The organism is Sediminitomix flava (genome assembly GCF_003149185.1).
Taxonomy (GTDB): Bacteria; Bacteroidota; Bacteroidia; order Cytophagales; family Flammeovirgaceae; genus Sediminitomix; species Sediminitomix flava.
Window position 1 is genome coordinate 950,934 of record NZ_QGDO01000002.1, and the last position, 14,164, is coordinate 965,097.

9 protein-coding genes are annotated in these 14,164 nt (G+C 34.8%); 6 read left to right on the top strand and 3 right to left on the bottom strand.

The features are described from left to right. Positions 1-125: 125 nt before the first annotated feature. The 4 genes from BC781_RS10980 (at position 126) to BC781_RS10995 (ending at position 5,211) form a co-directional block, all read left to right on the top strand. Complete coding sequence (locus BC781_RS10980; RefSeq protein ID WP_109617515.1) at positions 126-638, top strand: hypothetical protein; 513 nt, start codon at positions 126-128, stop codon at positions 636-638. Between the two features lie 295 nt (positions 639-933). Further along, positions 934-2,157 carry a helix-turn-helix domain-containing protein gene (locus tag BC781_RS10985; RefSeq protein WP_109617517.1) on the top strand — a complete coding sequence of 408 codons (1,224 nt, stop codon included), beginning with the start codon at positions 934-936 and terminating at the stop codon, positions 2,155-2,157. Positions 2,158-2,196: 39 nt separating this feature from the next. Beyond that, positions 2,197-2,634, top strand: a complete 438-nt coding sequence (locus BC781_RS10990) for an STAS/SEC14 domain-containing protein (RefSeq protein ID WP_109617519.1) — start codon at positions 2,197-2,199, stop codon at positions 2,632-2,634. A 168-nt stretch (positions 2,635-2,802) separates the two neighbouring features. Next, positions 2,803-5,211: a TonB-dependent receptor gene (locus BC781_RS10995; protein ID WP_109617521.1), complete on the top strand. Its 2,409-nt coding sequence runs from the start codon at positions 2,803-2,805 to the stop codon at positions 5,209-5,211. A 70-nt stretch (positions 5,212-5,281) separates the two neighbouring features. On the opposite strand, the gene BC781_RS11000 is transcribed toward BC781_RS10995, so the two are convergent. Then, positions 5,282-6,892, bottom strand: a complete 1,611-nt coding sequence (locus BC781_RS11000; protein ID WP_109617523.1) for a phytoene desaturase family protein — start codon at positions 6,890-6,892, stop codon at positions 5,282-5,284. A 251-nt stretch (positions 6,893-7,143) separates the two neighbouring features. Between BC781_RS11000 and BC781_RS11005 the strand changes: the two genes are divergently transcribed. After that, positions 7,144-8,688, top strand: coding sequence for a hypothetical protein (locus BC781_RS11005; protein WP_109617525.1), 1,545 nt, complete (start codon positions 7,144-7,146; stop codon positions 8,686-8,688). 121 nt (positions 8,689-8,809) lie between these two features. Here BC781_RS11005 and BC781_RS11010 read toward each other — a convergent pair whose 3' ends face one another. Next, positions 8,810-9,274, bottom strand: a complete 465-nt coding sequence (locus BC781_RS11010) for a hypothetical protein (RefSeq protein ID WP_109617527.1) — start codon at positions 9,272-9,274, stop codon at positions 8,810-8,812. A 347-nt stretch (positions 9,275-9,621) separates the two neighbouring features. Further along, the gene (locus BC781_RS11015; protein WP_109617529.1) at positions 9,622-10,995 is read right to left on the bottom strand and encodes a DEAD/DEAH box helicase; all 1,374 of its coding nucleotides are present in this window, start codon (positions 10,993-10,995) and stop codon (positions 9,622-9,624) included. Positions 10,996-11,486: 491 nt separating this feature from the next. On the opposite strand from BC781_RS11015, the gene BC781_RS11020 reads away from it, so the two are divergent. Beyond that, positions 11,487-13,961: an outer membrane beta-barrel family protein gene (locus BC781_RS11020; RefSeq protein WP_109617530.1), complete on the top strand. Its 2,475-nt coding sequence runs from the start codon at positions 11,487-11,489 to the stop codon at positions 13,959-13,961. Positions 13,962-14,164: the final 203 nt, after the last annotated feature.

Here is a 14,164-nt window from a genome sequence, read left to right on the forward strand (position 1 = left end):
CTACATAAACATTGATAAACGTAGAGAAACCACCTTCAATAGTAGGGCTTTCCTCTGCATATTTGAGGAGAGTCTTCTATTGAATTAGGGTGACTTATCAACATCTTAATGTCAAATTAAAAATCATGAAAAGGGGATTAATTTTACTTCATCTGATCTTACTTCCTATTTCAGTATTAGGACAAAATAAATGGAGCGTTTGGACAACGAAAAATGATGACTCCGATAAAAGTTATAAATCAGCAGTTTATATAGGCGAGTTAAAAAGTAAATACCATTCACATGAACAACAGCTTCTAATTGGTTTATTTCTTGACCAATCTGGTGAAATTTACTTGATGTATTGGGATCAAAAATCCAATATTCCACTAGACTTTGAAGGCTCTGTCTATAATTACAAACTAAGGTTTCGATCTGTAAATGGAAAAAATATAAACCTCTATGCAAGCCGTATTGATGAAAGTAAAAAAAGGCTATATCTGAATAAGTTACTTCTGAGTATGGATCGATTTTTAACTTCTATCCGCACAATGCCTGAAGTAAAAATGACTTTTACCTTTCATAATATCGACTTTTTCGTGCCGCTAAACTGCAAAGGAAGTATGGCTGCATTACACGAAGCTTACAATATTCTGTAAACCATATTTTGTCTCTATTCATTTTTAAAATGTCTGAGGTAGGCATTAACAAAAAAGTCTAATAAAAATACAATTTCACCTAAACATAGCTAAAGAATTCAGAGTTAAGCATTTGTACAAAAATAAAATTATAAAACATTGAATTTCAAAACATTAAAACACCACCTATTTAAGTTTAGAAATTAGAATAGGAACGGAAGTTCAAGTTTTTGGTATAAATAAGGATCGATTTTCTTTTACTCTTTTTTATCACAACACCACAAATTACTCAATCAGCACACAGAATAATCTAACAATGACTCTTTACCAGTTATTACTTTTAGTGGGTGCATTCCAAGCCCTCATCATGACTTTTTTCTTATTCGTTAGTAAAAAGAACAAGACACCTAACAGAATTCTGTCTATCATGACTTTTTCTTGGTCTATCTGTTGTCTTACTTTCTCACTCCAATCTGATGAATTTTGGTACTCCTATCCACATCTTTTCAAGATAGGATCAATCTTTATTCCTGCCTTTTTCCCACCCTTATACTTATATATCAAACATATTACGAATAATGAAAAAGGGTTTAAGAAAAGTGACTTACTACACTTCTTACCTAGCCTTGTTTACATTCTTGCAAGTATTCCATTTTATATCCAAACCGCCGAAATAAAACGTTTGGTCATTTTAGAAAATCAACCCGAATTTCTAGCTACATATAATGACTCCATTGATATCATTTACAACATCTCGGCAGTACTTCAATGTATTATTTACTCATTTGCGAGCCTTCGTTTACTTAAACAATTCAATCGGAGCATAAAAAGCCTAGTCTCAGATGTTGAACTTATTACATTCAAATGGTTAAAAATCTTGATTTGGGTAAACATCATAATATGGCTATTTGGTAGTACTGGTGTAATTTTCCTGCTCTTTGACAGTCAAGAACAAGCCAGTCTAATTTATCATTTGGTGTATCTATCAATTGTGGTCGTTATTTATTTTATGAGTTACTATGCCCTAAAACAACCCGAAGTGTTTAGGTCATTACACCACCTAGAAAAACCTATTGCAGAAGAAATTCAAGCCATAGAAGAACATATTGAAATGAGCTTAGGAGAGGTGAATGAAGACCTTAAAGACAGTTCCAAACCAATTGTAGATGAAAAACTCCAAAAAGAAATAGAGGATGTCAAAACATATCTGGAAAAGGAAAAGCCTTATTTAAACGTACAACTAACTTTGCCCGAACTTGCCAATGAGGTTGGCTTCCATAGAAATCATATGTCTTTTGTACTCAACTATTCGTTTGGTAAAAAATTCTATGATGTCATTAATGATTACAGGATTGAAGAGGCAAAACATCTATTGCTCGATGAGTCCTACCAAGACTACAAAATAGGGTATATCGCAGAAAAATCTGGTTTCAAATCTAAGGCAACATTCTACAGAATTTTTAAACAAAAAACGGGTATTACACCCTCAGAGTTTAAAGAAATTTGTAAAGAAGAACAGTGCTCAAATTCCAAAAAATAGAAAGAATACCGAATACTCTCTCACTCAAAAACTACTAAAATGTATAAAAATCTATCTCATCATTTAGGTGATAAAAAATGCTTTTCTCTTCATCATGAAATGCAGCAAGAGTATCACTTTCAACACGAATACCTTATCGTAAATGTAAAAGGGAAATATGCATTCGAGAAGGCGCAAAGTTTATTTAAAGAAGCCATCCAGAAATTAAAAGAAAAACAGACCACAAAAGTACTATTTGATTGTCGAGAGATTCAAGATTTGCACAATTCTCCTATGATCTCGTACTCTTATGGAGACTACATTGCTAAAGAAATTCTACAGCTAAATCAGTACCTCAAACTTGCCTACCTATTACATGATAAGAATATAGAACTTAGAAAATTTGGGAAAACAGTAGCCTCCAATCGAGGTATAGATGTAAAAGTATTTACAGAAGAAGCCGATGCAATTCTTTGGCTCCAAAATGATGATGCTTAAAAAACTACACCTAGACCTTCACTAAAAATAAAATAGTACCACTAAAACAAATAGACGACATTATAAATATGACCTAAGTCACTTTTCAACTAATGCATTGATCAATATTTATTATTTAGATAGATTCTAAGTTTGCGCTATCAAGAATTAATCTAAATCAAATTAAAGATGAGATTTTATCAGCTCTTACTTTTTTTACTCATTTCGCTAACTGCATTTGGAGAAAAATCACCTATAAAAATCAAAGGACATATCACGAGTGGGAAAGAGCATATTGCTTTTGCTTCAGTTTCCATAAATGAAGGTCAGCTAGGAACACACTCTGATGATACAGGGCATTTTGTACTTGAACTTGAAAAAGGGAAAGAATACAAAATAGAAATCTCAATGGTAGGCTATCAGTCTATTGTAAAACACATTACGGCTGATAAGTCTGGAGAATTACATTTCAATCTCAAAAAGGATTTATTAGAGTTAAATGAAGTCATTGTCTCAAGTAGCCGTAGAGCGCAAAACAGAAAAGAAACCCCTGCCGTAGTCAATGTAGTCGGGAAAGAATTATTTGCCTCTTCCAACTTTAAAGTGGCTTCAGAAGGTCTAAATTTTATTTCGGGTTCAAGGGTTGAAAATACATGTGGTAACTGTGGTGCTACTCAACTTCGTTTGAATGGTTTGGAAGGGCCTTATACACAGATTCTGATCGATAGTCGTCCTTTGTTTAATGGGCTGATTGGTGTTTATGGCTTAGAACAAATTCCTGTTTCTATGGTAGAACAAGTAGAAGTTGTTCGTGGTGGTGGATCAGTTTTGTACGGTGCTAATGCCATCGGAGGAACAGTTAATATCTTGACCAAATCTCCTGAGTTTAATGCTTTTGAAGTAGGGAGTAGCTTTTCGACTATAGATGGTAAATCCAATGACTACAATGTCTATTTCAATTCTTCACTCATTTCTAACAATGAGAAAACTTCCGCATATATCTATGGTTCTTTCAGACAGCGAGATGCTTGGAATGCAAATCCAGAGGATGTTTATTACTTGATAGATGAAGATGGTAATCCTTACGGCAATCCTATAAAAGATGATTTTTCAGAACTGACAGCACTTTCAACATATTCATTTGGCTCAAAGATTTATCAAAAACTAAACGAACAACATAAACTTTCATTGGACTTAAAATACACCAAAGATGAAAGAAGAGGTGGTAACAAACTCGATTTAGAACCACATGAAGCTGACCTTACAGAAACCATAGATATGCATATTGGTAGTGCCAGCTTAGAACACGATTGGTTTAGCACAAACAAAAAAATACACCTCAACAACTATTTCAGTACTCAATATGTACACCGAGACAGCTACTATGGAGCACATCAAACACCCGATGGATACGGACTGACGACTGGTTCTACAATTGTAGGAGGTTCACAATTGAATCTTGATTTGGGAGAATTCTTCGGAGGTGAAAACTTCTTTGTAGCAGGTATGGAATATATTCATGATCAGATCAATGATAAAAAATTGTCTTATTTTGATGAGGAAGAAAACAGACAAACCGATGATGTAACTATATCTGATCAAGTTTCTAATACCTATGCTGTATTTGCTCAGAATGAATGGAAAGCGGATCGTCTATCGGTACTTTTAGGAGCTAGACTCGATTATGTTGACATCAAAGACCTTCAAAACCCTGAAAATAATAAGTCTTTACCTGCTTTCAATCCAAGGGTAAATATGAAATACAAACTCTCAGAAGACATGCAAATAAGAGCCGGTTTTGCCACAGGTTTCCGTGCTCCACAGATGTTCTCAGAAGATTTACATATTGAGGTTTCTAGCGGTCAAGGTGTCAGAACTATTCTTGATCCGAACCTAGAAGCTGAAAATTCGATCTCTTTTAACCTTGCTTGGGATTTGGATAAAACGATTGGTGGTACTCAAGTTTATTTATTGACTGAAGGTTTTCATACACGTATCAAGAATAGATTCGATAACCAATTCGACTACATGGAAGATGGCACTCTTATACTTTTCAAGAGGAATTCAACTTCAGATGCCGTTGTAGAAGGTTTTAATTTTGAAGCTAAAGTCGCTCCTTCCGAATTCTTTAATGTACAAGGTGCTTATACAATTCAATCTTCTAGTTATGAAGAAGAAAATCAATGGGGAGATGAGGATTCTAGTACTTCAAAATTTATTTTAAGAACGCCAAATCAGTATGGCTCAATCACAACTAATTATAATATTTCGAATCAATGGACTGCTTCTCTTACAGGAGTTTATACAGGAAAAATGTATGCTCCATATATCCCTGGCGGATTTATTGATGGAGAGTTAACCACCGAAGAAACATTGATTGAAACAGAAAGCTTTTTCGATCTTGGGTTTAAAGTTTCTTATATCACAAAACTGACAAAGGACACTAAAATCCAACTTGGTTTAGGTGTGAATAACATCTTCAATCAGATGCAAGAAAGCTTTGTGAGTGGTATCGATAAAGACGCAGCATTTGTCTATGGCCCGATAACTCCTCGAATGTTCTACTTTGATATCAAAATTGGAAACCTGTTACAGTAACAGAGTTTAGTGAATTCAAAAAAATCCCTTCCTAGTTAGGCTAAGAAGGGATTTTTTGTTTGAATAAATATTAACTAATCTGTCCCGAAAGGACTTCTTTCATAATCTTCTCAATGATATTTTTCTTCAAGATTGCAGAAGCTGTGATAAATCCTGCAAAAAGTGCTCCTCCTACTCCTGCAGTTACAATATCTTGCCCCGTCAAATAAAGGTTTTTTATTTCAGTTCGAGGTTGCAAAAACTTCTGCTCATAACGTTCTGGGTCATGATCAATACCATACAATTCTCCTTGTGCATAATTCATAAAATGCTTGGTAGAAACAGGCGTTGATAGTTCGTAATAATCTACTTTTCCTCTGAGCTGAGGCTCTTTTTCATACAGAACTTCCAACAACCTTTGAGCAAACTTTTCTTTCAATGCTTCATAACCATCACCTCGTTTTTTCCATTTGGTATCTTCCCATTCTTGGAAAATCTCATAAGGCATAACGGTGATAATATCTACTGTACTTTTATTCGGATATCTTTCCGACCAACTTGGGTCTTTGGCAGATGGAAACGAAATATAAACTACAGGAAATTCTGTATCTATATCTTTTTGGAAACGCTCAATACTTGCATCATGATTCAAGTCCGATGGATAAATCCAATAATTGGCTTTTGGCAATTTCAACTCTTGTGGAGTCCCGTTTAGCCCAATATACAAACAAACATGAGCTGCCGATGGCTTCACTTTTTGAAGATGTTCATCCATTTTATGCTTTCTCACAAGCTCCGAAGGAAGTAGCTTTGTATAGGTATTGATAATTCCTGTTCCACTCACGATTAGGTCTGCATGAATATTTTTACCATCTGCCATTTTCACACCTGTAGCTTTCCCATTTTCAACAATAATCTCTTCTACCTCTGCATTGGTCAAGATCATACTTCCACTTCGCTCTAAAATTGGAGCAACATTATCCGCGATCTGAGACGAACCTCCTACAGGAAAAAATCCGCCATGAAAATAATGCTTCGCTACTGAAGCATGCATCGCAAAACTACTTTTTGAAGGAGGCAAACCATAATCTCCATATTGCCCTGTCAGTACTTTTATCAGCTGCTCATTAGAGGTCAACTCTTGTAAAACATCCAAAGTTGTTCTGCTTGCAAACTTCAAATATGCTTTACGCATTTTATTACTCACAGCCCATTTGATGTAGTTGGGCATCGCTTTCTCTGCATAAAATTCTCTGCTTGCTCTGCTCGCTTCAAAAACTAGATCAACATATTTATCTATGGCATCGGCTTCTTCGGGGAAGTAGCCTTTCATTTGATCTTTAAAATTCTGTACTCCTTTCGGGAAATCGTAAGTATTCTCACCAATCACAATTCGGTCATACACCTCTCCCATGTCTGCCCATTTCAATTCTGCATCCGTGATATAGTCAAAAAGCTGCTTGAGCACTCCCCTTTCACGTCCCATCTCTCCGATATAATGAATTCCGACATCCCACTCATAACCTCTCCTTTTGAATACGTGCGTGTAGCCTCCTGCCGTATAGTGCCTTTCAAGTACAAGTACTCTTTTACCTTCTTTGGAAAGACACACAGCCGTAGCCAAAGAACCTATTCCAGAACCTATCAAAATTGCATCGTAATGGGCTGCTAATTCATGTTTTTGCTTGTAAGACTGTATCATTGGTATATCGTTGTTTTTGGTTTAGTGTATAAAATACTATTATTTTTCTATTATTTAATGACTTAATTAAAATTCATACTTTCAAAAAGTAATTCTATCAAGGATTTAAAGACTACATAAACAAAATTCAAATAGCTACAATCATCTAAATACCAACAACTTTACCTCTCTAATAAAATCATGTAGTTTAAATTAGTCTCATCTATTAAATTTCTGTATACTTATAACATTAAACTAAAAGTGTTACACCAATGAAGTATTTTTTTACTACGCTACTAATCTTAAGTTTCACCTTCGCAACACAAGCTCAAAATGAAAGATATAATCTAGAAACTTCATTTAAAGCCAACCTCACAGATCAGATCAGAGTACATCCACTGATGAGTTCTGAAGACACTGTTAATAACTTTCTTTTCACTCAAAAAAATAGCCATCATCTTTTCCTAGGAGAGACAAACGCAACCTTTAGAACGGTTGCTGCTAATAAAGCCTTTGAGTCTTACGTGGGCTTTTTGAAAAGGGATAATGCATATACTTTAGTGTTTAAAGAGATTAGTGGTGAGAAGAAAAAGGTTGAGGATACTAAAACTCGAACTTACAAACTCGGCTTAATAAAGTGTATCAAAGAAGCGAATGAGATCAAATCAGAAATTTCATATAAAGAATGGCAAATTGATAATAATGAGCAGCTATTCGATTTCATCTGTTATCAAAACGAACTATATGCCATTACAGGAAATAGAAAAGCACAAAGCATTCATATTTACCAATTTTCTGAAGCACAAGACGCTGAAAAGATCATTAGCTTTAATTCTTCTTCAATCAACAGTCACCTGTTTTATAAACCAGAAGGTAATACCTTATTTGCTAAATATATTCACCATGATTTAGCCATAGTAGATCATGATGAAATAGTGAACCCTATGACTACCGACAGAGCATTTAAACTATTTTTGAATGGAAAAAAATGGTATATGACTTTTGACGTATCTAGGAGTGATTATAATAACAAGACATTTGTTTATGACATTTCTATTGATGATCATACAGTCAAACAATTACCTGTCTTTTCAAATGAAAAACTATCGAAAAAATTTTACAGTATGACATCATTTATCATAGATGATAAGTACATGCAAGTCAGTAAAATGAAAGATAAGGTTCAACTGAGTATCTTTGACCTGAACAATCAGAAACTTTTAAAAGAATACCTATTAGAGAAAGGAACTGAAATAGAGATTGCAAATAATATTGAGCAAAACCCAAGTACATATCTAAAAAGCTCCAAAAGACTATTCAATAGTCTAATAAAAGGTGGTCCATTAAATCTTGTTGCTATGCGAGTGGGTGATACTTATGAGATTCAAGTTGGGAATACTGAATCCTACCAAGATCATTTTTGGTTCCTCTCACATATACCTTATTCTTATATGCCCTCTCCGCAACTTAGAGTCCCAACAGTTCCGCCAGCATTTGGTTTTTCAGCTTTAGGAAATCCATTAGATTGGCCTGACCTTTCTTCTGTGCTGAAAAAAGAGAAGACTCAAAAAATTAAAGTGCTGAAAACAGTTCTTGACACCAAAACCTTAGCGCATATCCGAAAAGATTTAGAAGAAGATTTTAATGGTGCTCTAAAAACTATTCGTGAAAGGCTAACACGAGGAGATCGTGAAATTTTTGCTGAAACTTGTTTCAAGAGAGGCGATAAGTATTTTTATGGTGCAATTCTCGGAGCAGGGAGTCTTAACTTTATGGTCTTGGAAGTACCTCTCAATAAAGACGCACTACAACAATAAGTTGACACTTAACTAGTAAGTATAGTTATTTAGAGAAGAAAAAATCCACTTTCTAAGATCAGACTAGAAAGTGGATTTTTTTATGTAAAAATGAACTCTATAACAATAATGTACTGCTTCACTAATCAATCATATCAATCTCCAAATGCTTAGAAATAATATCTTCTATGGCTAAAATCTTATCTCCTATCCGAATATATTCACATTGATGCCGATAAGCATAATAGATAAATCGTTTGAACATATAGCCTTCAAATATAATCAGATCATTAAAAGCCCTAAGTGTCCAAGTCATTCGGACATCTCCATTTCTTCTTATGTATTCTACTTTTATAAGCCTTAGTTCATTATTATCCCAATCATCAACACCTTTGAGTGCAATTATCCCCCAATCTTCGAGCACAGTATAATCTGTATAAATAACAGGTGTATGATCAACTTCTTTATGACAAGATGAAAGCAGTGAAACCAAAAGTCCAAAAATGCCCACTAGACTTTTTAAATTGAAAAGTCTTAAGTCATTGACACAATAAATAAGTCGATAGCTTAGAATCTTATATTCCGTTAGATACACACCGTTAGTCATAAATCAAACACCCCTATAATTTTATCATAGTAAAGTCATTCAACATTTAAAATAATCCTGTTTCAGCCTAAAGTCATTCCTTAGGATTTATGAACACATTCATAATTTCAAATGAGATATACTCCTATAAATCAATATAGTAACACAATTACAAATATATTAGAATCGAATCCTCTTGGGTCTTAATGTTGTCTAATAATTGTTTACGGATTGAATTTGTAGAATAGTCATTCCAAATAACTGTTGGTCAGCTTAAAAAGATATAATGGGTTTAAAAAAATTGAGACAATCATAAACCAAAAATCATTCTTTTTGACTTATAATTGTCTCAATATATTTAGTAGATATTACCACCTTTTTTTATTCTTACGTTTCTTCATATTCTGAATCTTGTCACCACGTTTAATTGGCTTTTTGTAGCGTTCTTGAAGTTTCTGTTTATAACTTTTCTTCTCTTGCTTCTCACGATTATTCTTTGGTTTCTTCTCGTGGAAAGCTGCTCCCGCTTCTAAATCAATTTTCTTGTGTGGAGACGGCTCGTCGTCAAAATCTTTCGGTTTTTCCTTTTCTTCAGGAATCAATTGGAATGAAACCTCCACCTGCTCTGGAAATTCTTGTAACGGAATTTCATAATTCATCAAAGCCTCAATCGCATCCTTCAGTTCTCGTTCTTTTTCATTGAAGAAAAGAATTGAACGTCCTTCTTGCTGTGCTCTACCTGTACGTCCGATTCTGTGGATATAGTTTTCTGGGTAGAAAGGTGTGTCAAAACTGATTACTGTACTGATATTCTCGATATCAATACCACGAGCAATTACATCTGTTGCAATCAGAATTCTGCTCGTTCCATCCTCAAACTTCTCGATAGATTTGATACGGTGGTTCTGTTCCTTACTAGAGTGAATCACTGAAATCTCTGAAAGGAAATTCAAGGTTTCAGCAAGTTTATCTGCAATAACTTTGCTCCCTACAAAAATTAGAACCTTATGATGTTTTTCTCTGTCTTCTAACAAGTAGTTCAGAAGATTCGCTTTTGTATTAAAGTTCGGAACTTCATATACTTCTTGCTGAATCGTTTCTACTGGCGTACCGCTTACAGCTATTGTTTTTCGGACAGGATTTACTAGAAAATCATCGATTAAGCTATCTACATAAGTAGTCATCGTTGCCGAGAAAAGAACGTTCTGACGTTTTTCTGGCAAGTATTCAAAAATTTGTCTGAGTTGAGTTTTGTAACCAAAGTCAAGCATCACATCGGCTTCATCAATAATCAGCTTCTTGATAGACTTCAATCGTAATACATTCGTAAGTGCAAGATCATACAATCGTCTTGGCGTACCCACTATAATATCAACACCTTCAGCAACGGCTTGCTTCTGTCTGTTCATATTATTACTACCTCCATAAACTCCAACAACACGAACGTCAATATATTCGGTTAGTTTCTCGATTTGCTCTACAATCTGGATAACCAACTCTCGCGTAGGTGCTAAAATCAATACTCTCGGATTGGGTTGATCAGAGTATTTCAATTCCTGTAACATCGGAAGCAAATAAGCAATGGTTTTACCCGTACCTGTTTGGGCAATCCCTACAAAATCAGCGCCTCCAAGAATCGTTGAGTAAGAAGCTTCTTGGATTGGTGTTGGTTGCTCTAGACCTAAATCTGTCAGAGCATATCGTAATTGTTTTTTAATCTTAAAGTCATCGAATGTATTCATGCTGCAAAGGTATCAAAAAAATTTCTAGTGGATGATTTTTACAATGTTAATACAAAAGAAGATGTCATTGATTAAGCCATTAAACACCTAGAATATTCTGAATTGAGAGTTTCCACACCAAAAGAACAGGGGGAAATCTTAAGAAATAGGTACGTGATATTCATTTATACCATAAATAAAACGATTTGTACCATAAATAGATCTTCACACAGATTTATATTTGTGTAATCTTAAACAGAACAAAAGCCTTTACAGCTAGATTCACATAAATATCTTAGCCTATTTATGATTCAATGACTTTTATGAAACACGAAAAGGAGAATAACGCTTCAACTGATTAACCTCAGATAACATAGAGAATAATCAAGTTTAGTAAAAGATAAACTAAGGAATTTTAGGCTAAATATACTGTCGTAGATTACCGCTATATCACACACAAAACCAATTGTTAAACAAAGGAATATTACTTTCTTTTTCGAGAAAACTAAAAAATGAACAAATTATTCACTACCCTATTATTCTGTTTTTTAGGACAGTTTATTTTTGCTCAGGGAAGAATTACAGGTAAAGTAGTAGATGCAAGTGAGAATGCTGCCATTGAATTTGTTTCGGTAGCACTTTATACATCAAACGATAGCAGTTTGGTTACAGGAGCGATCACAAAAAGTGATGGAAGCTTTAGCTTTTCGAAATTAAAAACTGGAAACTATTACTTGACCGCTCAATTTATGGGCTTCGAGACTAAACAACTAAACGAACTGAAAATCCAAAAAGGAGAAACCTTAGAGCTTGGAAATATCAGCATGATTCCAAATGAAAAATTATTGGATGAAGTTGAGGTTAGTGGAAAGAAAGTAACTGCCATGCACAAAATTGACCGACAGGTTTTCGAGTCGGATAATTTTCAATCAAGCCAAGGAGGTAGTGCTGTTGATGTGTTGAAAAACCTTCCTTCGGTCACTGTAAATGCAAATGGTGAGATTTCAGCACGTGGAGCCAATGGCTTTGTTGTTTTGATCAATGGAAAGCCCGTTCAAGGCGATCCGAGTATAATCTTAGGGCAATTACCAGCTAACGCAATTAAAAACGTTGAACTAGTGACTGCTCCATCTGCAAAATATGACCCAGAAGGAAAGGGTGGATTAATCAATATCGTCACTTCTAAAGAAGCAATGGAAGGTACTTTTGCTCAAATCAACACAAGAATTGGTTTGCCAAGTATTGAAGATTATGACAATAAAGAAGCTGCTCAACGTTATGGTGCCGACTTTACTTTCAACCAAAAGAAAGGAAAATGGGACATTTCATTGGGAGCTAGCTACCAACGTAGCGATAAATCAGGACGTAGAGAAGGTGATGTTTGGACGATCAATGAAGAAGGTATTAAAACATCATTCCCTTCAGATGGTGAGCGTAGTTTTGATGAAGAAAACTACTCAGGTCGTTTCACTTTAGGTTTTGAACCAACTAAAAATGATAATTTCAATTTATCTTTCTTTGGTGGAAAAAGAAATAAAGAACGTAGAGCAGACATTGAATATTACAATAATGTCAAAACCAATGCTGCTGGTGATATCGTAAGAGAACCATACCAATATTATAACGAAAACCTTCGTATCCGTACAGGTGATTTTGCTTTGGGTTCTTTTGACTACAGTCACAAATTTGGTAATGAATCAAGGATATCAACATCATTTCTGTATGAATACACAATGCTAGGTGGCCCTACTACCAACCTAAACTTAGATGGTGATGGTTACACAAATGTTGTTCAAGATCAGTTCAATGATAACACAAATCCGTTACATGGGATGCGCTTCCAGTTGGATTATCAATTGAAACCATTACCAATTGGTCAGATTGAAATGGGATATCAGTTCAGACACTTAGACCATAAAGGAGATTTCGAATACAAAGAGAGAAACCTAGAAACAGGAGAGTTCGAAACTGTACCAGAATATACAAGTACAGTAAATCTAGAGAGAATTCTTCACTCAGGTTATGCACAACTTTCGGGTAAAAAAGGACAGTGGACCTACGGTGCAGGACTGAGGTTAGAGCATATGGATCGTAAACTTGAGCTTGCTGATGAGGCCGAAACAAGAAACGAAACCCTTTATGAAGATTACTTGAAGCTTTTCCCATCTGCAAATTTACAATATGCTGCTAGCGATAACTTTAAGATCAAAGGAGCATACAGTAAAAGGGTACAACGTACGACTACTTTTAAAATGAATCCTTTCCGTGAAAGAGAACATTCTGAAACATTAGAACAAGGTGATGCAGAGCTTTTACCTGAGTTTATTGACTTGGTAGAATTGGGTGTTGTGAAAAATATAGGTGATCACACGCTTTCTGCAACAGCTTATTACCGTCATGTTCAAAACTTAGTCAACCGTGTAAATCGAGTATATAATGACTCTATTCTTGACCGTATCTATTCAAATGTTGGAGTTGCTAATGCTTACGGACTTGAACTAAGTGCAGATGTTAATCCTACTCGATGGTGGAATGTGTATGCTGGTGTAAACATGTATCAGTATAAAATTGATGGAGAATATGACAACGATCCTATCAACTCTTCAACGATGGTTTATTCAATCAATGCAAATACAACATTTGACCTTAGCCCTACGCTAAGTGTACAATGGGCTATTAACTATATCTCTGATCGTATTACTGCACAAGGTGAAGATTCTAGGTTCTATTCACCTAATTTGACGGTGAAAAAGAGCTTCATGAATAATCGACTGACAGCTACCTTCCAGTGGCTGAATATGGATTTAGGATTGCTAAATACAAACGAGCAACGTATTTCTACGTGGAGAGAGGGAGAGTTCTACACCACTACAAATTATGTTTATGAAGTAGACATGCTAATGCTAAACATTAGTTACACCCTAAATAGTAATAACAAGAACAAAGGGAAATTCATTAAGAGTATCTTCGGTGCTCAAGAATTCTAATAGATAGTGAAACGATAAGATTCGATTCAATATAAAAATACCATAAAGCATCGGGCAATGGCTCGGTGCTTTTTTAGTTTTATCAATAATTAAATTTAAGAAAAAGCACTTTGATTTTGTAAGAAGTATAGATTGAGTACAGACTTTAAGTACACTTTTTGCTTAGAAAAACACTTTCGTAAAAGACTAGCTTTAACAGAACC

Excerpts from the sequence above, each read along its gene's own strand:
- BC781_RS11005 (WP_109617525.1), top strand. The coding sequence starts at position 7,144 with ATGAAGTATTTTTTTACTACGCTACTAATCTTAAGTTTCACCTTCGCA.
- BC781_RS11015 (WP_109617529.1), bottom strand. The coding sequence starts at position 10,995 with ATGAATACATTCGATGACTTTAAGATTAAAAAACAATTACGATATGCT.
- BC781_RS11000 (WP_109617523.1), bottom strand. The coding sequence starts at position 6,892 with ATGATACAGTCTTACAAGCAAAAACATGAATTAGCAGCCCATTACGAT.
- BC781_RS11010 (WP_109617527.1), bottom strand. The coding sequence starts at position 9,274 with ATGACTAACGGTGTGTATCTAACGGAATATAAGATTCTAAGCTATCGA.
- BC781_RS10980 (WP_109617515.1), top strand. The coding sequence starts at position 126 with ATGAAAAGGGGATTAATTTTACTTCATCTGATCTTACTTCCTATTTCA.
- BC781_RS10995 (WP_109617521.1), top strand. The coding sequence starts at position 2,803 with ATGAGATTTTATCAGCTCTTACTTTTTTTACTCATTTCGCTAACTGCA.
- BC781_RS11020 (WP_109617530.1), top strand. The coding sequence starts at position 11,487 with ATGAACAAATTATTCACTACCCTATTATTCTGTTTTTTAGGACAGTTT.
- BC781_RS10985 (WP_109617517.1), top strand. The coding sequence starts at position 934 with ATGACTCTTTACCAGTTATTACTTTTAGTGGGTGCATTCCAAGCCCTC.
- BC781_RS10990 (WP_109617519.1), top strand. The coding sequence starts at position 2,197 with ATGTATAAAAATCTATCTCATCATTTAGGTGATAAAAAATGCTTTTCT.